We start from the raw sequence: 22,867 nt of genomic DNA, 5'->3' as shown, positions 1-22,867 counted from the left end.
AAAGTGTACCACGCCGGAGAATTCATGAGTCAACTTGAACTGAACGATCGCACACTGATCCTGCATCGTTTCCCGCAGATGCGTGACGAAAGTCCGTTACAAGCCTGGGATGCCGCTGATGAATATCTGTTGCAGCAAAGCCTGCCGTCTGGCCCGGCGTTAATTTTTAACGACAGCTTCGGCGCATTAACCTGCGCGCTTAATGCACGTCCAGTGTGGCATATCAGTGACTCCTGGCTGAGTCAGCAGGCCACTCGCCAGAATCTGCGGCTGAATGAACAGGATGACAGCGAGGTTCATTTCCTCGACAGCCTGGCGGCCCTTCCTGCCGCCCCGGCACTGGTGTTGATCAAAATCCCGAAAACCCTGGCCCTTCTGGAGCAGCAATTGCGGGCGGTGCGTCAGGTCATTACCCCTGAAACCGTTGTGCTGGCAGCGGGACGCGCGAAAGAGATTCATACCTCAACGCTGCAACTGTTTGAACAGATTATCGGTGAAACCAAAACCTCGCTGGCCGTAAAAAAAGCGCGCGTGATTTACAGCCAGTTCACCCAGCCAGAACTGCGCGAGAAATCGCTCACCCACGTCTGGCCGCTGGACGGAACGCCTTATCAGATTCACAACCACGCCAACGTGTTTTCCCGGTCATCCCTGGATATCGGTGCGCGCTTGTTTATGCAGCATCTGCCGGAAAATATCGAAGGCGAAATCGTCGATCTGGGCTGTGGTAATGGCGTGATCGGGCTGATGGCGCTGGCGCAGAACCCTGAGGCCGAGGTGCATTTCCTTGATGAGTCTTATATGGCGGTGGCGTCCAGCCGGTTAAACGTTGAGGTCAACCGCCCAGACGATCTGTCGCGCTGCCAGTTCCAGGTGAACAATGTGCTGAGTGGCTATCCGTCTGATACGTTGCATGCGGTACTGTGTAATCCGCCGTTCCACCAGCAGCACGCCGTCACCGACCACCTGGCCTGGCAGATGTTCCGCGATGCTAAGCGCTGCCTGCAATATGGTGGTGAGCTGCGCATTGTCGGCAACCGTCATCTTGATTATCACCACAAGCTGAAAAAGCTGTTTGGTAACTGCACGCTGGTGGCCTCTAACAAAAAATTTGTGGTGCTGCGCGCCGTGAAAATGCGTTAACTAAAGCGTTAACGCCAGCGCGGTGGCCTGAGCGATTGCCCGGCGAGCATCCAGCTCCTGTGCGACATCGGCCCCGCCAATCACCTGCACCGGCTTGCCGCTCTCCCTTAAGGCCGCTTCCAGTTCGCGTTGCGGCTCCTGACCGGCGCAGATAATCACGTTATCCACCGCCAGCACCAGACGTTCGCCATCACGATGAATATGTAGCCCTTCATCGTCAATCGCCAGATACTCAATACCGCCCCACATTTCAACGCCGCGTGCCAGCAGGCTGCTGCGGTGTATCCAGCCAGTGGTTTTTGCCAGCGTCGCACCGGGTTTGCCAGGCTTGCGCTGGAGCAGCCAGATTTGACGTGGCGAGCGCTGCGGCTCAGGGGGGACCAAACCACCACGCTGCGTCAGGCTATGATCGATGCCCCATTCACGATAAAAATCATCCAGGGTTTCCGTCTGTGGCGGCTGTGACAGGTATTCCGCCGTATCAAAGCCAATACCGCCAGCGCCAATAATCGCCACGCGCGCGCCGACCGGCTGTTTATCTGCCAGCACATCCAGATAGCTCAGCACGCTGGGATGATGTATGCCGGGAATCTCAGGCGTACGCGGTTTGATGCCGGTAGCAAGGATGACTTCATCGGCGTCCGCTAACATCGCGGCATTCACCCGACAGCCTGTTTTGATCACCACGCCCGCCGCGGGCAGACGATGGCGGAAATAGCGCAGGGTTTCGCTGAACTCTTCTTTGCCGGGGATCTGACGAGCGATATTAAATTGCCCGCCGATGTCTTGCGCGGCATCGTAAAGTGTCACCTGATGTCCCCGTTCTGCCGCCTGCAAGGCAAACGCCATGCCCGCCGGCCCGGCACCCACGACGGCCAGCCGTTTAGGGGCCTGCGCCGGTGTCACCGGCATCAGGGATTCATGGCAGGCGCGCGGGTTAACCAGACATGAAGTGACATGACCGGCAAAAATCTGGTCCAGACAGGCTTGATTACAGGCGATACAGGTGTTGATGCTGTTGTCATCCCCGCGTTGCGCCTTGCTGACAAAGGCGGCATCGGCCAGGAACGGCCGCGCCATCGAAACCATGTCCGCACAGCCATCCTGCAACAGTTGCTCGGCGACCTGCGGATGGTTAATGCGGTTGGTGGCCACCACCGGCACGGCGACATGCTGACGCAAACGACGCGTGACCCAGGCAAAGGCGGCGCGGGGAACGCAGGTGGCGATGGTCGGAATACGCGCCTCATGCCAGCCGATGCCGGTATTAAACAGCGTCACACCGCAGCCTTCCAGCTCGCTGGCCAGTCGCAGCGTCTCTTCTAACGTGCTGCCGTGGTGAATTAAATCCAGCATCGACAGCCGGAAGATAATGATAAAGCGGTCGCCGGTTGCCGCGCGTACCGCGCGGGTAATCGCCAGGGCAAACTGCATGCGCCCGGTAAAATCGCCGCCCCAGCGGTCATGGCGCTGGTTGGTATGCTGCACCAGAAACTGGTTAATCAGATAGCCTTCGGAACCCATGATTTCCACACCATCGTAGCCCGCCTTCTGGGCGAGCCGGGCACAGTGGGCGAAATCGGCAATGGTCTGTTCAACCTCGGCATCGCTCAGTTCACGCGGGGTAAAGCGATTGATGGGGGCCTGTATCGCAGAGGGGGCAACCAGATCGCGCTGAAAGCTGTAGCGACCGGTGTGTAATATCTGCAGGGCGATTTTCCCCCCATGCTGATGCACCGCTGCGGTAATCTGTCGGTGCCAGTCACACTGTGCGTCGTCATTCAGTACAGCACCGTGTTCGGCGGTTACGCCCTGCGGATTCGGTGACACGCCGCCCGTTACGATCAGCGCCACGCCTTCCCGTGCCCGCTCGCCATAGAATGCCGCCAGCCTGGCCGCGCCATCTTCACGCTCTTCAAGGCCCGTATGCATTGATCCCATCAAAAAACGGTTTCTGAGTTGAGTGAAACCCAGATCGAGCGGGGTAAACAAAGCAGGATAGTGGGAGGACAGCGCAGTCATAATCACTCACAGATAAAGTGGTCGGATGAGTTAGCTTTAACCATTTCTTTGTTAAAAAAAAGTGAAATGGCATCAGGGTGTGAGAAGCATCATAAAAGCGGCCATACCCGATGGGGCAGTCAGGTGCCAAACCGATGGCTGAGGCAGCAGGGCAGGTATAACCGATGACGTTGGATTCAGCGTCGACGAATCCATGAATAGCGCGAACGATAGCCGCTGCTGTGGTGCGTATTAAAGCGATAACTGGACCCCGACTCTGTTGTGCAGTAGGTGCACTGGTCAATCTGATCAATTTGCCCCGCCGGAACCCCGGCATCGGTCAGCATCTGTTTAGCCAGATGCGGTAAATCGAACCAGATACCTTCTCGGGTGGCCCGGGCCTGGGGGCGCTGTGCCTGAGGATTATGCGGCTGTTGATGATAATAGCGCAGCGGCAGGGGAATACCGGGCAACTGCGCAATGTCTGCCAGTCGCTGGCGATCCAGCTCGAAACAGCAGGGTGCCAGCGCCGGGCCAATCGCAACCGTCAGGCTCTGCGGCGTGGCACCGCGTGCGCAAAGTTGTTCCACGGCGCGATAGAGTACGCCCGCCAGCGTGCCTTGCAGGCCAGCATGAACGGCGGCGACCTGTTGCTGTTGGCTGTCGGCGAACAGTACGGGTAAACAGTCCGCGGTGTACACCGCTACCGGCCGATGGCCCGTGGCAATCACGCCATCTGATTCGCAACGTTTAGGTGGGATATTATGGATGTCGGTTAACACAACGGCGCTGTGGCGTTGATGCCCGTAGGCCGCATCCTCAGGCGGCGGCGCGCCAGCGGGCTGAAAAGCATAATCGACCCAGTCTAGTGCATCAAGTAACGGCGAACGCGGCATGGCGGACATCCTCTTCTCCTGTCAGGACAGCGTGCAATCTGCTGCCATCAGCTTACGTTAACTGCTACATTTTTGAAGCGTTACCCACTCAAATCTTTCACACCTTAGGATGAATCGATGAAAAATTCAGTGAATTTCGCGCTGTCGGCCGTGGTTGCGCTGGCGCTTGCGGGTTGTGCACACCCTTCCCAGCAGCAGGCACAACAGCAACTGGGGCAGCAATCGGTGCTGGCGTTAAACTGGTTCCAGCAGTCCGGTGAATATCAGGCGCTCAGTTGGCAGGCGTTTAACAGTGCACGTCTGGCCTTTGATCAGTCGGCTTCGCTGGTGGGCAAGCCCAAAGCGGTGATTGTCGATTTAGATGAAACCATGCTGGATAACAGCGCCTACAGCGCATGGCAGGCGAAGAATGGACAGCCTTTCAGCGATAAAACCTGGTCGGCCTGGACGCAGGCACGCCAGGCCAAAGCCGTGCCTGGTGCGGTAGAGTTTGCCCGCTATGTTAACAGTCATGGCGGCACCGTATTCTATGTCTCCAACCGCGACCAGAAAGATTACGCTGCCACGGTGGCTAACCTTCAGCAGCTTGGCTTCAGCGGTGTCAGTGAAAAAACGGTGAGCCTGAAAACCGACTCTTCAAACAAACAGGCACGCTTCGATGCGATTAAAAACGCCGGCTACAACGTCGTGTTGTATATCGGTGACAACCTGAATGATTTTGGCGGGGCGACCTGGCATCAGGGTAACGCGCAGCGTCAGGGGTTTGTCGAAAATAATCATGCGCTATTTGGCACCCAGTTCATTGTGTTGCCAAACCCACTTTACGGTGACTGGGAGAGCGGCATGGCAGAAAATTACAATAAGCTGACGCCTGAACAGCAGCTTTCCGTCCGTGAAGCGCGGCTGAGGGCCTGGAACGGTAAATAAAGTGTCAATATGATGAGCCTGCCGTGGGCAGGCTCTTTCACACCGCTGAGATTATTTACTTACCGCCGTCATTATTTTCACGCAAATTAAATTAACCATCTCTTGCTTTAATTTCACCCTTAACAAAGTTCGATTAACTGCTTATACAGAATAAAGGCGGTTGATCGTGCTATTCATAAATTCTGCATTTAAGAGTAATCCTGGCATTTCGCCTTGTTTCTGTTTTATCCATCTGACTAACGACAACGGTTTTGTATTTATTTGTCAGTTTTCATTTTTCGGCTTTATTTTTAATTATATGATTTTTATATAAAATAATTAAAGTAATTTAATGTTTATGTGGTATGACCTCTTAAGGTAATTTACGTGATCATGACGTTTGTTGAACAAATACTGACATATAGCGCCGGATGTTTCTGGCATAAAATATTCTGTGTGCATTAGTAATCATAAGCCGCTATAACCTATTAATGTGATGAGCTTCAGATTTCGTAACCCGTTCGCGGCGATTCAGTGAGCGGGTTCAGTCCGTGGTCAGCCAGGAAGTGATATTCCCGGTCGTAGAGAGAAGATGATTGTGACGACACTTAAACCCTTATTAGCGAAAAATCGCAGTTGGGCATTACAGCGCCGCCAGCGTAACCCCGCCTATTTTGAAAAATCCTTATATCAGCAAAAACCGCACTCATTATGGATAGGTTGTTCAGACAGCCGGGTGCCAGCGGAGGTATTAACGGGATCGCATCCCGGCGAACTGTTTGTTCATCGTAATATCGCCAATATGGTTGTGGCAGAGGACGATAACCTGCTGAGCGTGCTGCAATATGCCGTTTTTTACCTTGGGGTAAAGCGAATCGTGTTGAGTGGTCATTACGGCTGCGGTGGCGTTCAGGCTGCCTTAGCCCTGCCGGGCAGCCCGTTAGCCACTGAGGACTCCGCTCTGGCCCGGCGTATTGCCTTTCTGCGTAGTGGATTAGAACGCCATCTTAGCCACGAAGCCGGGCAGGAGACGGAGAGCGAGACGCTTAATCGTCTGGTTGAAGCGAATGTTCTGGTGCAGTTCGCCAACCTGGTGGCAACAGAACCGGTACGGCAGGCCTGGCAGTCTGGTCAGGAACTTGACGTGTTTGGCTGTGTTTACGACCTGCAATCGGGTCATCTGAAAGAGTTGATTCAGCAATCTGCAGAGGAGTCTTCACCATGAATCTGGATACCTTACGCCGCGATGTGCCGGCAGGGCTGGTTGTGTTTCTGGTCGCACTGCCGCTCTGCCTGGGTATTGCACAGGCCAGCGGGCTGCCGCCTTTCGCCGGGTTATTAACGGGCGTTATTGGCGGAATACTTGTTACCTCCCTCAGTCCTTCACGTTTCGCCGTCAGCGGACCGGCCGCAGGACTGGTCACCATCGTCGTCGCGTCTATGGCGACGCTGGGCAGCTTCTCCGCCTTCCTGACCGCCCTGATTATCGCCGGACTGTTACAGTGCCTGTTTGGTCTGTTGTGCGCCGGACGGTTCATCGCGTTAGTGCCGGGTAGCGTTATCAAAGGCATGCTGGCCGCGATTGGTTTACTGCTGATTATGCAGCAGATACCGGTGGCGCTGGGGGCGGGCGGCAGCGTGAAGTTAGTGTCGCTGGTGAACGGAGAAATGACGTTCTCGCTGTCGGCGCTGCTGGTGTCGTTAGTAGGCTTGTTCATTCTGTTTATATGGACAACCGGCCCCATTAAGCGCATCAAGGCGCTGGCGTGGATACCCGGGCCATTATTCGCCGTGCTGTTTGGCTGTGTGGTCACGGTCGCTGGCGCACGTTTGTTCCCTGAGCTCACCGGCGCTTTACCGCGCATTTCATTGCCCGCGTTTGACAGCGTTTCCGCCATGATGGCGGAGCTGGAAACCCCGGACTGGATGGCATGGCAAAATCCGCAGGTCTGGATCGTTGCCCTGACCCTGGCGCTGGTGGCCAGTCTGGAAACCCTGCTGAGCCAGGAAGCCCTGAAAAAGCTGCGCCCGCAAAACCCTGCGCCCTCGCCAAACAGAGAGATGTTTGCGCAGGGGATCGGCAACCTGACGGCGGGCTTCCTTGGGGCTATGCCGATTACGGCGGTCATCGTCCGAAGTTCAGCCAACGTCAACGCTGGCGCACAAACCAAACTCTCTATCTTGCTGCACGGTGTCATGCTGCTGATTTGTGGGATGTGGTTTAGTGAAATGCTGAATGCCATTCCGTTGGCCAGCCTGGCGGCGGTGCTGTTGTACACCGGCTATAAACTGGCCGCGCCGCGCCTGTTTATCGAGCAGTTCCGTATGGGAGCACAGCAGTACGTGCCTTTCCTGGCAACGATTATCGGGATTATCACGCTGGGCATGCTGGTCGGGATTGGGATAGGTATTGCGACACAGATTCTCTATAGCATCTACAAGAGTCACCGCAATGCGCTGCAGCTTACGCGTTACGACGACCACTACGTTTTGCGTTTCCAGCAAAACCTGACTTTTATGCACAATCCTAAACTGCAGGGCTTGCTGGATGAAATACCCGAAAATAGCGTGGTAATCGTAGATAACGATAATGCAGAATACATCGATCCGGATGTTAAGGCCGTACTGAAGGATTTTGGTGATAATGCTGATAAACGGGGAATCCGCCTGAGTCAGTGGCCCGTGGCGGTTAAATAGTCACGCAGACCTCAACAGCCAGGTCGTTTTTTTTAAAAATCGGATATCTCGGATATCCGATTTTTTTATTTGTAAGACATAATGAGCAAGGATGTCTGCCAGTATGTTTATATCTCGTATCGGGTGTTAAACCCGTAACGTTCGCGCATTTACGGGTGCTTTTCTCTGAATGGCGCAGACAAGAATCAGGGTTAAATGATCATAACGCCATATACCCCGTGAGCGGCGTGATGGTAAGCCTCTTTGTGACAAGGTCCAGACGTATGCGCGTTAAGCTGTTTGAAGAGCACAATACTAAAAAGAGTGCCCTCTGGCTGTTTATGATTACTCTGATGTTCTGTTTTGTCGGCGGACATCTGCGTTTTCCCCATGACTTATCTCTGTTCTGGCCGGTGAATGCCTTCATCGCCGGGATGATGCTTCGCTATCCCTTTCTTCATCGAGCCCGTTTTTATCTGGTGTGCTACAGCGCCATGGTATTTAACGACGCGGTGTTTTCAGGCTGGGCGTTACCGGCCTTCACGCTGAATGTGGCCAATATCCTGTTTATCATCATTTGCGTGATGGTGATGGGGCGGCAGTATCAGCATGATTCCAGCAGTGAGCGTATATCTAACGCACTGCGTATTTTCCCTGCCTGTCTGTTGGCAGCGCTCGGTTGCGCCACCTGGGGAGGACTGGCGCAGGTAGGCAGCATTAACGCGGCCTTTGCTGACGCGTGGATGAACTGGTTCAGCGAGCAGTTTTCCACGGCGTTAATGCTGCTGCCGTTTCTGTTAACGTCACACTGGCGCGTCATGTTCTCAAGGCGCTTGCTGCAACTGGGCAAACTTGTCCCGTTAATCGCCGTGGTGTTGTCCCTGATCACGGGGGCATTAATGGGCGGCGCGGGCAGCCTTACGCTTCCGGTGCCCGCATTAATCTGGTGCGCCATTGTCTTACCGGTTCCCCTGACCACGCTGATCACGCTGATAACCGGTATTAGCCAAATCGTGTTGGTGTCGCACGGCGTCATGAACATTCAGGGCGATGCCAACCTGCTGCCGATCAGCCACCTGACCTCAGCGCGTCTGGGCGTGGCCACTATCGTCATGAGCCCGTTAATTGTGGCGGTGAGCATGGATGCCATTCGCCAGCTCAATGAACGTCTGGCACTGCGTGCTGACTACGATTTTCTCACCCAGCTCCTGTCGCGTTCGGGGCTGTATGAACATCTGCGCAATGAACCCTTCTTTGAGCACCGTAAGGTGGGCGTCATCCTGCTGGATGTGGATTATTTTAAATCGGTCAACGACAATTTTGGTCATGATGCCGGTGACCGTGTCCTTGAAGAGATCGCCCGGCGTATTTCGCCGTTAGTGGGTAATCACGGCCATATCTGTCGTTTTGGGGGAGAGGAGTTTGTGATTGTGCAGTTCGACCTGTCGCCAGAAATGATTTATTCGCTGGCCGAGGGGATTCGCCAGAGCATCGTCAAAGAGAAATTTTTACTGCACGGCAACGCGGTCACCGTCACCGTCAGCCTGGGGCTGGCAAACGGCCAGGCACAACCGGGTAACGCCTGGGCCGAGACGGTCAACCGCCTGATATCCGCCGCGGATAAAAACCTCTATATCTCTAAGCGAAATGGCCGCAATCAGACGTCCCCCTGCAATACGCAAAGCGAAGTTACCAGCGACGTTGCCTGAGCAGACGCCGCTGGAGACGATTAATTGACGGTGGTTTTCAGCGCTGCGCCTTGTTGATGGCGTTCCAGCGCCAGCTCAATCAGGCGGGTGATCAGATCCTGGTAGCTCAGGCCCGCCGCCTGCCACAGTTTTGGATACATGCTGATATTGGTGAAACCGGGTAAGGTATTCACCTCATTGACGATAATCTCACCGTCATCGGTGTAGAACACGTCAACGCGCGCCATACCAAAACACTCCAGCGCGGTGAAGGCGCTGAGGGCCACCTGACGAATCGCATCATCTACAGCAGCAGGAATGTCAGCCGGTATCACCGTTTGTGCGCCGGTTTCGCTGATGTATTTGGTGTCGTAAGAATAAAAAGCATCCTTTACCACCACTTCGCCACAGGGGCTGGCTTCTGGCTTGTCATTGCCCAGCACTGCGCATTCGATCTCGCGACCTTTAATCCCTTTCTCTATCAAAACTTTACGATCAAAAGTAAAGGCCAGTTCCAGGGCCGGGAGTAACTCTGCCGCCGTATCAACCTTACTGACGCCCACGGACGATCCCTGATTGGCTGGCTTGATAAACAGCGGCAACCCAAAGCGTTCGATGACAGCCTCGGTGTCCAGATGATGCCTCTGTGACTGCGTCACGCTCAGCCAGGGCGCAACCTTTAGACCGGCATCCCGCAGCAGGCGCTTGGTGACGTCTTTATCCATGCTGACGGCAGAACCCAACACGTCAGATCCGACGAAAGGCAGCGAGGCCATCCGCAGCAATCCCTGCAGCGAGCCATCTTCACCTTGCGTCCCGTGGACCACCGGAAAAATAACGTCAAGTTGGGACAGGGGATGGGCATTATCACGGGAAATCAGTGGATGTTGAGGCTCACCGGGGATGAGTGCAACGTGTTTTGCTGTGCGATTCAGGGCAATCAGCGAGGGATTTTCAGCATTTAGCAGAAAGTTTGAGGCATCGTTAAGATGCCACTGGCCTTGCTTATCTATACCCAGCAGCACAACCTCAAACCGGGTTTTATCTATGGCATCAACAATATTTTTAGCCGACTGCAATGACACTTCATGCTCAGAAGATTTCCCACCGAACACAATGCCAACTCGCTGTTTTTTCATCAAACCTTGTCCACGTAGAGGCAAATAAATACCATACCACGTGCGTCACAATAAAAAACAGACAGACGCGCTTAACGCCTCGCCGTCAGGAGACGTGGCTAGCAGTCGGTAATTTTTTCATTATTCGAGACGGAGGAAAGAGACTTATGGGACACGCCTTTCAGAAACTCTTTTGACTCTTCATCGACCAGACGCGTCAGCGTGAGCTGTTCCTGAAATTTGGTCAGCAGAAGCTCCGCGTCAGATTTAATCAGGCCGTCAGAGGACTCCAGCACGGTATTAATTGCCTGACTGATCGCCGAAATCAGCTCTTCAACACCGCCACTTTTGCCAACAGTCAGCGTCAACGCGCTGAGCAACAGTGACTGCGCTTCTGTCTGAGCAACCAGTTCTTTAGTTTCGGCATCCATTTTTGAAATCTTGGCCAGCATGCTAAGAACAGCGCTTTTCATCATGGTCTTCCTCGGGGTCTGTTTTACGTGTTGAACATTATTAGCGCATAGAAAACCACAGGCAACCGTGCGGTGATCGGATGATTCCGGTTATCAATAAGGGGAATGAGACGCCGCCAGAGAGGTTATCGGGTTAGGACATCTGGCAACGATAATCCCCCAAAAGCCTGGGTAACCGCTGGCCCAGATTACACCTTCACGACGCGGAAATGCTGCACGACACAAAAAAAAGAGTATCAGGCTGCTTTTACAGCAATGCGTAACGTCATTCAGCACTAAAGACAAGTAATCTGGCGTTTATTCTCGCGTTTGTCTGGCGCAGAGGCGGTTAAAATTCGTTTAACTCACTCTCAGCGCAACCCGATATGTATCGCAGAAAAATATATCTAAGAACGCTCCTTACCGGACTATCCATCGGAAGCGTCATACTGACGTCAGGTCTGCTGCTGGGCGCGTTGTTTCTGTTTCAGAAGAATAATATCGAAGAGTCACTGCTCGACAGCAATATCGCCTATGCGCGTAAGCTGGCGGATACAACCGATCATTACCTGACCATTGCCCAGCGAGAGCTGGCATGGAGTGCCAGTCAGATCGTCGATCTTAATGATGTCGGCAAGCTGCATCGCGAAACGACGCGTTTATTCCAGCAGTCCGGTTTTTTCAATTCGGTGGCGGTGTTGGATCGTCATGCCGTCATCGCCTCTGTTTCGCCTGAAAGCCTGAGTCTGATGGGCGTAAAGGTGGATACCCCAGAGACAGAGCAGGCAATCGCGGCCCGGAAACCTTTTATTTCCTCACCCTTTAATTCTCCTTCGGGAAATTACGTCGTGCTGCTTTCCCAGCCCCTGTTTTCGACAGATGGGCATTATCTCGGTTTTATCTGTGGCACCATTTACCTGAAAAAACAGAGCATGTTAAGTGATGTCCTGAGCCAGCATTATTACGGTGATGGCACCTCAGTGAGTATTGTCAGTGATGACGGTTTCGTTATTTTCAGTCACGATCCTGCTTTGGTTGGCACCCGAATGGCATTGAGCCCGCAACTGCAAAAACGACTAGCTTCAACCTCAAATGGTCAGTTTATGATTGAGGACGCAGGCAAAAAATACCTTATTGGCTACGCCAGCCTGCAAAAAACCGACTGGAATATCTTTATGTCCGGTACGTCAGAAACCGTGAGTAGCCTGATGATACATACGGCCAGAAACGCGTTCTGGTTTATCCTGGGCATCATCGTCCTCACGGCGAGCTGCATGGCTTTTCTGGCGGCGCGTATCTCTTATCCGCTGGAAAAACTGGCCGGTATGGTTCGCGAGGGCGGCAGCGATGCCAGCCCGGAACTGCTGTCATCGGTCAACACCTGGTATAACGAAGCGGACAGGTTAAGAGAGGCGGTTCAGCAACACCGTCAGGCCGTTGCTGGGCACGTTGCCGATCTGAATGATAAAGCCATGACCGATCCGCTGACCGGACTGAATAACCGTCGCGGCTTTTATGTCCAGGCGGAACAGCACAGTGAGGAGCGGGTGCAGAGCGCCATCGCGATCGATATCGATCACTTTAAAAAGATCAACGATCGCTACGGGCATGATGCCGGGGATGAGGTTTTAGTAAGTCTGGCAGGCCTGCTGCGTAAGCGATGCCGCACGCTGGATGTGGTGAGCCGCTTTGGCGGCGAAGAGTTTATTTTGCTGCTTCCCGGCACTGCACTGAGCGATGCGGCTGCCATGGCAGAACGTATCCGTGAGGCCGTCAGTATGACGTCATTTCCGTTTATCAGCGCGATGACCGTCTCTCTCGGCGTGGCAACGCTGAGCGATACGGATGATAAAGAGTCGTTGTTAAGGCGGGCAGATGAAGCGTTATATGCGGCCAAAGATGATGGCCGTAACCGGGTGATGGTCAGCCACGAAGGCGATATTTCTCGCTATCCTGCTGTCTGACCCCGGATGCGGCTCTCAGCACATCTCACGCATTTTCCAGTGCAGCCAGTGATCCAGTTCGCTGTCTGCCAGCGGTCGGGAGTAGAAAAAGCCCTGCGCCTGGTCGCAGCCATATTCCGTCAATGCCTCGACGGTATCGACGCATTCCACGCCTTCGGCCAACACCACATAATCCAGCTCTTTAAGCATTGCGATAATATTGCGGGCGATGATGCGTGAAGCCGTATCCGACGACAGCTCACTGATCAGTGACCGGTCCAGCTTAATCACATCCAGCGGCATACGGCGAAGATAGCTGATATTGCTGTAGCCCGTGCCGAAATCATCAAGTGAAATGCCGAAGCCGCGCAGTTTCAGCATTTCAAGCCCGCGCATAGCGGAAGCGCTCTCCACGATGCGTTCTGTTTCAAGGCATTCGATCCCCAACAGCGAGGTCGGCAGTTTTGCCCTCAGCATCTTCTCTTCCAGCACGTCTGCAAAGCCATCAATCGAGAAATCACGCTCACTCACGTTAATCGTAATTGGCAGCTGGATGCAGCTGTTACGCAGACGTTTCAGACGCGCGATCACGCTCTCTATCACCCATGTGGTAAGGGCCGTAAGGATCTCCGTCTGCTCGGCAAGCGGGATAAACGTCGCGGGTGCGAGTTCACCTTGCACAGGATGGCGCCAGCGAATCAGCGCCTCAAGCCCGATAGGTTTGCCGCTTTGCAGGCAAATTTTGGGCTGGTAAACCAGATACAGCCCATTATTTTCCCGAAGCGCTCTCGCCAGATCGTTCACCAGCGTGAAGTCCTGGGTACGCCTGCTGTCTGTGGCTTCGCTAAAGCGCAAAGAGGGTAATCCGCGATCGATCGCTTCATGTAAGGCACTGACCGCCTGACGTAACGTTTCCTGGGGAGGAAAGATACCGGAGACGAAATCGACTTCACCGGTATGGGTACTCAGCGCCACCGACAAGCCTTCCCCCAGGTCCGCACTGATGCCCTCCATCTGGCAGGCCACCCAGTTTGCACTGATGCGGCTGTCCGCACGGGTCAGCACGGCAAATCGTCCGGTTGCAACGGTATAAAGAATATCGCTGGCAGCGGGGCGCAGCCGCAATGGCAGCAGCGTCGCCACATCTTTAAGCAGGCTTTCAACAGGACTCATGCCCATTGAGCGCGCCAGTTCATAGGCGCGTGGCATATCAATACAGTCAATCAGCACCAGGCGACGCAATGTGGTGTCACCGGCAGCCGTCAGATAATGCATGTCGCGGATCAGGCGCTGGCGATTCGGCAGATTTGTCACCGGATCGATAAATCCTGCCGAGTGCCATGCTTCCAGAAAAGACATGACCAACGACGACAGTAGCGTCAGCGTGGTGATTTGTGCAGGCGTAAAAGGATGAGGCTGAATATCTGTCACGCACAGCGTGCCCAAATTGATGCCGTCGCGGTTTTTAAGCGGCACACCCGCATAAAAACGAATAAAGGGCGCACCAATGATCAGGGGATGTTGCGCGAATCGGCTGTCGAGGTACGTATCCGGCACGACCACTGGAGAATCGCTGTCCACGGCATAGCGACATAGCGAGTCCTCGCGGGAGGAACGCTCCAGCTTAAAATTGTGCGCAGCACGAATATACTGAAATTCATCATCAATAACCGAAATAAAGCTTCCGGGAATGCTCAGTGCCTGACTGGCAAGCCTGACAAATTTTCTCAGCACATCATCCCGACTTTCATCGGGGTAGCGAAGGGCCTCAAGGGCACGAGTGCGGCGTTCATGATCACCGTCGAGATTCATAAGCATGTGTGTCCTCCGCCCCGGATTGCTCACGGCGCGAAATTAAAAAGAAAAAGTGGCGGATAAAAAGCACCGGAACAAGGCCAGATTCAGCGAAAGGAAAATTAAAATAGTTTTTTTTTCTCGCTGAATAATAGGCGTGATTTGGATTTCTGTCTCTTTTTATTTTCTTTAATGAATTTATCAGTTATCAACGATGCAAACATTTAATCAATTTTTGAATTTTATTTTTTCAATAACGCTGCCACAATAACCTCAGAAGAGTAGCGCGCTATTGTTTTGCCCGCAACTATTAGATGTGAATATTTTATTGAAGTGTTTTTTTTACGTCGCAACACCGGGGAAATACCATGAATATTCTAAAAAATTTTACGATTAGACGCGTTGTTCTGTGGATACTTATCGCTGCCGTAATGATTATTGCGTTAGCCGGCGCGTATGGTTCACGGATAATAAACGACATTGACCGCGAAGCCAGCCGCAGTAATGCCCTGACTCAACAGCTTATTTTCCTTAACCGCGCCAGTGTGCAAGTGCAGACGAACGCCACGGCGAACCATGCGGACATTGCTTCTCAGGCACCGGCGGGTGATGAATGGCAACGTTATCGCACCGCTCTGACCAGCGCGCCTCAGGATTACCCTGCGGCGGCTCAGGAACGGCTTGCCGCGCTTGAGCAGCAGCTTTCTGCTAATGCGGCCCCGCTGCGTGAGGAACATCAGCGGCTGGTGAATCTGTTTCTGATTACGCTCGCTGCGGTCGCTGCGCTGCTCATTTTTTGCGATCGCTATCTTGTCATCCATCTGGTGCGGCCGGTAGCAAAACTGCGGGCGCACTTCCGCGTGATTGCTGATGGTGATCTGACACGTGAACCCGAGGATCTGGGTAAGAATTGTATCGGGCTAATGGTTCCTTTATTAAAAGAAATGCAACAAAGTTTGTTGAATACCGTCCAGGCTATTCGTGATAACGCGTCCGTTTTACATTTTGAGGCGGGCGATATTGCGAAAGGCAATGCCGATCTGTCGAACAGAACGGCCACCCAGGCGGCGGCGCTGGAGGAGACGGCGGCGAGTATGGAGCAGCTTACGGCGACCGTTCGCCACAATGCTGAAAACAGTCGTGAGGCGCGTGAGCTGGCGAGTGTTACCGCCCAGACGACCCAGAAAGGTGAGCAGTTGGTGAAAACCGTAGTGACCGCTATGGGTGTGCTTGCTGAAGGCGCTGAGAAAATCCGCCAGTTTACTGCCACCATCAACGGTATTGCGTTCCAGACCAACATTCTGGCGCTCAACGCGGCGGTTGAAGCTGCACGTGCCGGTGAGCAGGGGCGCGGGTTTGCGGTTGTCGCCAGTGAAGTTCGCTCACTGGCACAGCGCAGCGCAGAAGCGGCGAAAGAGATTGAAGGGTTAATTGGCAATACGGTAGCGCGCATCGGCGAAGGGCGCGGTGCGGCTGACAGCGCCGGAAGCACGATGGAAGAGGTGCTGCGCAGCGTGGGCAGCGTTAACGAGCTCATCAGCCAAATCGCGCTGGCATCGGAAGAGCAAAGCAAGGGCATTTCTCAGGTGACGCTTGCCGTGGCTGAGATTGACCGCGTGACGCAGCAAAACAGTACGTTGGTACAGAAGATCTCGGCGTCGGCAGAGAGTATGAGTAACCAGACGGAAACGCTCACCAGCGTGATAACCCGGTTTACCTTACCCGCGTCGTCAGCGGCCAGTGTTGTCGTCGCTAAGCCCGTCCCGGCAAAGCGTCATATCGCATCTGTACCGACCAAAGACGATGAGGCCTGGGTGGCGTTTGGCAGATAATCAACGTCTGTCTCATCAGATATAAACGCACTGATGGGCTGGTTATACGCAGCAGACGGACCCGTTTCCTGTTGTGTTTTTTAAAACCTCGCGGCCAAAGCGGGGTTTTTTGTTGCCCGTAAATTCATTAATCCTTAATAAATATTTACTTACATAAACGCAGCGTAAAATAAAATCTAAAACTTTGAGTCATTTAAATATAACGACGCTTCGCTTAATAAAAAATAAGCGCTGCCGATCAGACGTTTTTTTTACAGGCAAATAATCCCGAAGCTGGCGAATCCGCTGGTTTGACATTTCAGCAGATAAGATTAAAAATCCTTATGAAAGGTGTGCTGCAACGGTTGCAGACAGAGGTCTCAGCCGACACTGAACTGATCGGCTGACGTACTGTTACCCTACTTCATCCACAGGGAGCCTGGTTTGGGAAATTCAATCGTCCGACGGCCCGTGCCCGTCCAGAATAATGTTCGTGAACTGCGAATTGCTGCCGGCCTGTCGCAGGAAGGTGCCGCTGAACGCTTTGATCTGAGTTTGCGCGCCTGGCAGACCAAAGAAGCTACGGCGAAGGTGGCCTTGCTGAGTCAAGGGGAGTACGAACTGCTGCTGCTGCTGGCAGGGCGTCATCCTCACTATGAACTGGTGCCGCAAGACAAAAAATAGCGATTTTTACCGTTTGACAGAGTAAAGCCGTCTTTCGCTATGAAGTTCAGGCCTGAACGGACGATAACTGCAATACCGGGCACTATGTAAGAGCAGGTGTCGCTATCAGTGCAGATCTCTGATAACTGACATTTTGCTGCACAGGCGGACCTTTGTTGCGGCTTCAGGTTGATGTATTGCGCGTTACCTGGTTCTGTCTGATTGCAGGCGTCCTCTTTTTACTGTGAGATGCCCGGCCACAGTATATGACCTCAGGAGGACACACTCTGAAGCACTCAACTGAAAGCGGCTCCGAAGAAGCACGCATACGTGCGCTGGCCCAGTACCAACTGATGGACACGCCGCCCAATGAAGCCTTTGATCGACTGACTATTCTGGCGGCCAGATTGTTCTGTGTGCCGGTGGCCTTCGTGTCGCTGATTGATGAGAAACGTCAGTTTTTTAAGTCTCGCTATGGTCTGCAAATTACGGAAACCTCACGAAGCGTCGCGTTCTGCCATCACACGCTGGAAAGCGACGATATCCTTTGCGTTCCCGATGCGCTCGACGATCCCCGTTTCTCTAACAGTCCGTTGGTGCTGGGTTATCCCTTTATTCGGTTTTATGCCGGCGTCCCACTGATTACGCCAGACGGGCACCGTATTGGTACGCTATGCCTGACCGATAATCATCCCCGCCCCGCAATGAGCACAACGGATCGCCACAACCTGACCGATCTGGCCGCACTGGTCATGGACCGCATGGAAGTTCATCGCATGGCGGTTCTGCGCCATGCCAGCCAGCAGCGCCTCGAAGCCATATCGGTAACCTCACCGGACGCGATCATCTGTACTGATTTGAACCGTGGTATTACGTTCTGGAACCCTGCCGCGACGAAAATGTTTGGCTATGACGCTGACGAAATGGCCGGTAAATACGTCGCCGGGCTGATCCCTGAACGCTGTCAGACCGATTACCGTAATGAGCTTGACCGACTTGAACATGAAGAGGGCGCGATCTCTACGCCGCGTACCTTGCAGATTTGGGGCAAGCGATGCAACGGCGAGGAGTTTCCAGCGGAGGTCTCTTTTTCGGGCTGGCAGGAGGGCTTTGAGCGCTATATTGGCATGATCATTCGGGATGTGACGTTACGCTATGAAAGCGAAGCGCGACTCTGCGAACTGGCCTCACTGGATATGCTTACCCGGCTTGCCAGCCGGAGTGCCTTCATGACGCAACTCAGCAAGCTGACGGAATCCGGTGTACCTTACACGCTGCTGATGACAGATTTGGACAGCTTCAAAGACGTGAACGACACGCGCGGTCATGCGGCAGGTGACGCTTTGCTTTGCCATGTGGCGGAGCAGATCCGCGCTGTCTGCACCCACGCTATCGCAGCGGCCCGTTTGGGGGGCGACGAGTTTATCGTTTTACTGCCCTGTGGCTGTGATGGCGCAATGGATATTGCCCAACGGCTCACTGCGGCTATCCAGACACCTTTTTATTACATGGGTTCTGCGGTAGAGGTCGGCGCAAGCACCGGTGTGGCAAGCTTTCCCCTGCATGCAAGTGATATGTCTTCAGTGATGTCGGCTGCGGATTTGGCGCTGTATCGGGCTAAAGCAAGTGGCAAAGGGCAGTCTGTCCTGTTTCAGCCTGAATTTCGCGAGGCTGAGTTAGGTCGACGTCGGTTTGAACGTGAACTGGAAGCCGCTGTTCGCCAGCAGCAGTTCGTGCTGCATTATCAACCGCGTTTTGATGTGTTCAATGGCGAGTTAATGGGCTGTGAAGCGCTGGTTCGCTGGATGCATCCGGCCCGTGGCCTGCTGCTTCCCTCTGAGTTCATCGATATGCTGATCAAAAGCCCACTGTCCATCACCCTGGGAACATGGATTATTCAGTCTGCTGTCAGTCAGGTTAAACAATGGCGGAGTCAAAACCTGCCTCTGCGAGTCAGTATTAACCTGTTTCCGCGCCAGCTAATGGAAGCTGGACTTGAAGAGGTGATTCGTCAGTGTGCCGGAGAAGACGCGGGCTTTATCGATCTCGAAGTCGATGAACCGCTGCTGACCGATGTAGGGGAAAGTACATCTCAGGTGTTAGAGGCCGTTCAGGCTACCGGGGCGTTATTTATCATCGATCACTTTGGTCGCAGCCTTGCCTCGCTCAGCCTGTTACAGCATCGCTGCATCGCGGGACTTAAAATTGATCAATCCCTTACTGTTCAGCTTGAGAACAGTAACAAAGCCCGATTATTGATCAACGCTATCGCGTCACTGGGAAAAAATATGGGGATCAGCGTAGCAGCAGAAGGCGTTGAGAACCGCGCCCAGCACGAGTTCATTTGCGCGGCAGCATGCGATATTTTGCAAGGCAACCAAACCGGTTCCCCTGTTAGCGCATCACGGTTTGAAACCCTCTATCTTACGCCTTCGCATTAACTGGCCGGGTGGCGAGGGGATATGACAACCTCGCCATAGCATTGCTCACCAGGCTTACCCTTTCCCGGCATCATAGCGGCAAAAAAAACGGCACCGTGAAAGGTGCCGAAGTAAGCAACGTTTGGTCAGGACAATCATTGTGATAATCAACTCACAATACTGTTATCGACGCCCTTAACAGAACATTGAGCGAGGTCGATAAGACTTTGCAAAAGTGTGATGTATAACGGGTTTTGAGCGGTCAAACGGCACATATCAGCAAAAAATTAGAGACCTGTTTCAGGTATGAAGAAAAATTATCTGATTCCGACTGGCGACAATCCAGATGGTGAACTAATTTGATAACGCTGTTTGGAAGTCATTTAGGATTTCCCTGAGAACTCCGGCCCGACCCTTTAACGAGGTGCGGGCATTTTTTTATCGGTGTTACAGCAAAAAAACGGCTTCTCTGATAGCGAGAAGGCATTGGCTGGCAGCATGGATAGGATGCACCTGTCTGGGACGTCAACCATCGCACCAGGCCTGGCAGCAGGGCGCTAGGGCGTTGAAGTCAGGTTCAGATGTGATGTTGAGCGAAGGTCAGAGTCAGGCAGACGCGGTATAACCGGCGTGCTGATTGATCAAAAGCGGGTTTTTTCAACGTTACTGACTGAATAGCAGGGTCAGAAGTCCACGATAGTGCAACCTGTCATCTTCACTGGTGGCTTTTTCAAGACAACCGATAAGCTTCAGACAGATGATGCGTCGACTGACGGGCTTATTCTCGCGAAGTATTTCAACGGCTATCCGCCCCAGGGTTTCAAGCTGGCGTGGATGATCAATCTTGTTGAAATAGTGTGCCAGACCGTTAGTTTTTTCCGCAGGTGGCAAACTGCCCTGGCGCATAGTGTTCCTTAGAACAAAGTAGAAAGAGTTGTGCGCAACTTAACCGATCCTGGGGACCGCTGTACAGGAGAATTACCGATCCCGCTGAAAAGAAAAACAGGAGCCGCCTGGCTTACTTTTTTTGATGCGCGGCGTGGCGACGGCGATCCCAAATCAAGACAAACCCTCAGCCTTAACATGGCGAATATATCGCCTGGCTGGCGAGCTGTTGTGTCTCCTTAATTCTCCCGCCACTTCACAGGCTAAAAAAAACAGGCCCGTCAGCAGGCCAGGTATTTTTGGCGATTTTCATCATGCTTCTGTCCGTTGAAACACTAACGCGCATACTCTGTAGGGTTATATTTTTCGGGTTATCTGGCGTTTTATATCGGTATCAAAGAGGTTGTCTGGCGAAAATAATAAAGCAGGGCAGGCTACAATACAGAACCGAGCCTGCCCAGGCGAAGACAGAACGACAGATGCCCTGCGAAGCCTTCTGGCATCGGCGCTGGCACGGTAAGCCCTGACCAGATCCTGTTTAAGATTATTCTATTTCGTGATGTTTATTAAAATTTAAAACTATAAATTTTTTATTTTTCATAAAGTTAAAAAATGCATCTCAAAGGTAAGATATTCAGGTGGATGGAATAATCCTGGGGCTGTCAGGAAATATTTTTGTCATCTGTCATGTCACCACTAAAATAAATGATATAGCCATAATTAATCTGTTATGTGAGGAGGAGAACGTGTTATTTCACGACGATGAGAAAGGTCATCTTATTCTTGGCGAAGCCGTGGTCAGCCTTGCTCTCGGTGACAGAGAAATAAGTATCGATACGCTTATCGCAGAACTTAACCAGATGGCGGAAGAGGAAACCCGAGACAGTAGGTTGGCGGAAATTTGTGATGCCCGCCACTGGCTGAAACAGTTCAGGCTGTCGCAGGTGCGTTCAGATTCAGGACTGCGTTGGCTGATGGCCGCGAGCCAGGACGAAAGCGGTAAGCCGCATGAAAATGTGATTCGTCTCAGGCCTGAAGAAGACGAAGACAGATAACGTGGTGAGCAAAGGTGTACAAAGGGGGCAACGATTTCACCTCGTCATGGACAAGATCGGCGTCAGGATGGATGCGGGGCGAAAAAGTTAAGGATCTGATACTCACGCAAGTGACTGTTATAAATGGCATAGCACTTTTTGCACCATTCGGCGTGCGGCGGGCACCCGGAATTCCTGTACAATTTTCCAGATGTTGTATAAGTTTAGTGACCAAGGCTTGGTTAGAGTTTACTCACTTTCACATCTGGAGGTTTAACATGCGTCAGAACGAAACTACGTCGAACACCGTACGTGATATTGCCCGTTATTTTGGCAACGACACGCAGCCTTCTGAAAAAGAAACGCTGGGTCAGGTTATTCTTGAAATACTGCACGCCGGTAAGAGCCTGAATCGTAAGGCCATCTGCAGCTCGCTTATCCGTCGCCTCAGCCAGTCGACGGGCCCGCAGGAAGAGCAGCATTATCAAAAACTTATCGGCATGCTTTTTGACCGCTGAAATGAGTGCCGCGTTGCGTTAACCGATTACAACGTCCCGCAGCATTAATCTGAACGGCCAAAAAAGCAGGTCATTAGAGGCCTGAGCGTTTGAGGCTGGGTTGCCCGTTTTTAGAGGGCACAATGTCATCAGAGATGCGGGTATGCAGAAAGATAAACTTGAGAAACTCACCGAGATAGTGATGGGCGAGGCGGTGACTGCGCTACTGGACAGTAATGACAAAATCAGTGGTGCCACGCTCGCTAACAGACTGAAGTCTATGCTGGTAAATGAAGCAAATACAGCACGGCGCGAGGCGATTGAGATCGCGCTTGCTGAAGTGCGAAGTGAATTTGCTTCTGCGCGCGATCCGATGGAGTCTGCCGTTCTGGCATTTGGTCAGAGCGTTTCTGACAGTCGCCGCAAGCATTGATGATGGCTGATCCCTTCTCATAAAAAACCTGTTACTTACCCAAGAGTAGTTTCAATAAAGACTACTCAGGACAAGCACATCCCCACTTCGCCCAACTGGCGAGGGTTATGATGTGTTCACCCTAAACTGAGACTGATAAGAAGACTCATCATGCAGAACAACATCGACATTCAGCAAAGCACGACTGAAGTGGAAATTATGCGCCTCTTTCGCAGTGCGGGCGACAAACTTCAGGCTGAAAGTGCAGTGCTGGATGCAGTGATTCGTAATATTGTCATCCACGGGCAAAAAGTCACCAGCAAAGCCATTATTATCAGTTTAATCGCCGAACTGGAGTGTACAGAAGACGTTGTACAACTGGATGTGCTTCGTAGCTGTCTGGAGATCGTGGTAGGGCGTACACCTTCAGACGAACAGCCATAAACGCTTTTCACCGCAGGGCAGACCTACGTGAAACAGCGATGTTGAGAGCCGGGTTTGCGACCGTGACTGCCCGGCATCCCCAGT

Annotated in this window: 19 protein-coding genes; 13 read left to right on the top strand and 6 right to left on the bottom strand. The window is 52.9% G+C overall.

Annotation, left to right across the window (positions count from 1 at the left end; genetic code table 11):
• Positions 1-24: 24 nt before the first annotated feature.
• On the top strand, positions 25-1,143 hold the full coding sequence (gene rlmG / locus CMR03_RS07410; protein WP_096011209.1) for a 23S rRNA (guanine(1835)-N(2))-methyltransferase RlmG: 1,119 nt from the start codon (positions 25-27) through the stop codon (positions 1,141-1,143).
• On the opposite strand, the gene CMR03_RS07405 is transcribed toward rlmG, so the two are convergent.
• Together CMR03_RS07405 and CMR03_RS07400 are read right to left on the bottom strand one after the other, a co-directional pair.
• The gene (locus CMR03_RS07405; protein WP_096011208.1) at positions 1,144-3,165 is read right to left on the bottom strand and encodes an NADPH-dependent 2,4-dienoyl-CoA reductase; all 2,022 of its coding nucleotides are present in this window, start codon (positions 3,163-3,165) and stop codon (positions 1,144-1,146) included.
• Between the two features lie 176 nt (positions 3,166-3,341).
• A complete protein-coding gene (locus tag CMR03_RS07400; protein WP_096011207.1) occupies positions 3,342-4,049 on the bottom strand; it encodes a purine nucleoside phosphorylase YfiH/LACC1 family protein in 708 nt (235 codons plus the stop codon).
• Positions 4,050-4,157: 108 nt separating this feature from the next.
• On the opposite strand from CMR03_RS07400, the gene CMR03_RS07395 reads away from it, so the two are divergent.
• The 4 genes from CMR03_RS07395 to CMR03_RS07380 all read left to right on the top strand — a co-directional run bounded on the left by CMR03_RS07395 (position 4,158) and on the right by CMR03_RS07380 (position 9,331).
• Positions 4,158-4,967 carry a 5'-nucleotidase, lipoprotein e(P4) family gene (locus tag CMR03_RS07395; protein ID WP_096011206.1) on the top strand — a complete coding sequence of 270 codons (810 nt, stop codon included), beginning with the start codon at positions 4,158-4,160 and terminating at the stop codon, positions 4,965-4,967.
• Positions 4,968-5,538: 571 nt separating this feature from the next.
• Positions 5,539-6,171, top strand: a complete 633-nt coding sequence (locus tag CMR03_RS07390) for a carbonic anhydrase (protein ID WP_096011205.1) — start codon at positions 5,539-5,541, stop codon at positions 6,169-6,171.
• Positions 6,168-7,643, top strand: coding sequence for a SulP family inorganic anion transporter (locus tag CMR03_RS07385; RefSeq protein WP_096011204.1), 1,476 nt, complete (start codon positions 6,168-6,170; stop codon positions 7,641-7,643). The genes CMR03_RS07390 and CMR03_RS07385 overlap by 4 nt, the downstream gene beginning before the upstream one ends.
• A gap of 263 nt (positions 7,644-7,906) precedes the next feature.
• Positions 7,907-9,331, top strand: coding sequence for a GGDEF domain-containing protein (locus CMR03_RS07380; protein ID WP_096011203.1), 1,425 nt, complete (start codon positions 7,907-7,909; stop codon positions 9,329-9,331).
• A gap of 20 nt (positions 9,332-9,351) precedes the next feature.
• On the opposite strand, the gene ddlA is transcribed toward CMR03_RS07380, so the two are convergent.
• Complete coding sequence (gene ddlA / locus CMR03_RS07375; protein WP_096011202.1) at positions 9,352-10,449, bottom strand: D-alanine--D-alanine ligase; 1,098 nt, start codon at positions 10,447-10,449, stop codon at positions 9,352-9,354.
• Positions 10,450-10,547: 98 nt separating this feature from the next.
• A complete protein-coding gene (gene iraP / locus CMR03_RS07370) occupies positions 10,548-10,901 on the bottom strand; it encodes an anti-adapter protein IraP (protein ID WP_063877323.1) in 354 nt (117 codons plus the stop codon).
• A 365-nt stretch (positions 10,902-11,266) separates the two neighbouring features.
• Here iraP and CMR03_RS07365 point away from each other — a divergent pair, with 365 nt between their 5' ends.
• Complete coding sequence (locus tag CMR03_RS07365; RefSeq protein ID WP_096011201.1) at positions 11,267-12,844, top strand: sensor domain-containing diguanylate cyclase; 1,578 nt, start codon at positions 11,267-11,269, stop codon at positions 12,842-12,844.
• 15 nt (positions 12,845-12,859) lie between these two features.
• Here the strand turns inward: CMR03_RS07365 and CMR03_RS07360 are convergent, their stop codons facing one another.
• Positions 12,860-14,641: an EAL domain-containing protein gene (locus CMR03_RS07360; protein WP_096011200.1), complete on the bottom strand. Its 1,782-nt coding sequence runs from the start codon at positions 14,639-14,641 to the stop codon at positions 12,860-12,862.
• A 344-nt stretch (positions 14,642-14,985) separates the two neighbouring features.
• Between CMR03_RS07360 and CMR03_RS07355 the strand changes: the two genes are divergently transcribed.
• The 3 genes from CMR03_RS07355 to CMR03_RS07345 all read left to right on the top strand — a co-directional run bounded on the left by CMR03_RS07355 (position 14,986) and on the right by CMR03_RS07345 (position 19,532).
• Positions 14,986-16,449, top strand: a complete 1,464-nt coding sequence (locus tag CMR03_RS07355; protein WP_063877320.1) for a methyl-accepting chemotaxis protein — start codon at positions 14,986-14,988, stop codon at positions 16,447-16,449.
• Between the two features lie 423 nt (positions 16,450-16,872).
• Entirely contained in the window at positions 16,873-17,112 is a 240-nt protein-coding gene (locus CMR03_RS07350) for a hypothetical protein (RefSeq protein ID WP_096011199.1), read from the top strand.
• A gap of 245 nt (positions 17,113-17,357) precedes the next feature.
• Positions 17,358-19,532, top strand: a complete 2,175-nt coding sequence (locus CMR03_RS07345; RefSeq protein WP_096011198.1) for a putative bifunctional diguanylate cyclase/phosphodiesterase — start codon at positions 17,358-17,360, stop codon at positions 19,530-19,532.
• Between the two features lie 642 nt (positions 19,533-20,174).
• Here CMR03_RS07345 and CMR03_RS07340 read toward each other — a convergent pair.
• Positions 20,175-20,417, bottom strand: a complete 243-nt coding sequence (locus tag CMR03_RS07340) for a hypothetical protein (protein WP_063877317.1) — start codon at positions 20,415-20,417, stop codon at positions 20,175-20,177.
• Between the two features lie 725 nt (positions 20,418-21,142).
• Here CMR03_RS07340 and CMR03_RS07335 point away from each other — a divergent pair.
• The 4 genes from CMR03_RS07335 (at position 21,143) to CMR03_RS07320 (ending at position 22,783) form a co-directional block, all read left to right on the top strand.
• Entirely contained in the window at positions 21,143-21,451 is a 309-nt protein-coding gene (locus tag CMR03_RS07335) for a hypothetical protein (RefSeq protein ID WP_063881032.1), read from the top strand.
• A 257-nt stretch (positions 21,452-21,708) separates the two neighbouring features.
• The gene (ycgZ, locus tag CMR03_RS07330; RefSeq protein ID WP_063877316.1) at positions 21,709-21,948 is read left to right on the top strand and encodes a regulatory protein YcgZ; all 240 of its coding nucleotides are present in this window, start codon (positions 21,709-21,711) and stop codon (positions 21,946-21,948) included.
• A 142-nt stretch (positions 21,949-22,090) separates the two neighbouring features.
• Entirely contained in the window at positions 22,091-22,360 is a 270-nt protein-coding gene (locus CMR03_RS07325) for a hypothetical protein (protein ID WP_096011197.1), read from the top strand.
• Between the two features lie 150 nt (positions 22,361-22,510).
• Positions 22,511-22,783 carry a biofilm development regulator YmgB/AriR family protein gene (locus CMR03_RS07320; protein WP_063877314.1) on the top strand — a complete coding sequence of 91 codons (273 nt, stop codon included), beginning with the start codon at positions 22,511-22,513 and terminating at the stop codon, positions 22,781-22,783.
• Positions 22,784-22,867: the final 84 nt, after the last annotated feature.

This window comes from Pantoea allii (assembly GCF_002307475.1).
GTDB classification, from domain to species: domain Bacteria; phylum Pseudomonadota; class Gammaproteobacteria; order Enterobacterales; family Enterobacteriaceae; genus Pantoea; species Pantoea allii.
This window is presented reverse-complemented; position numbering and strand designations above follow the sequence as displayed.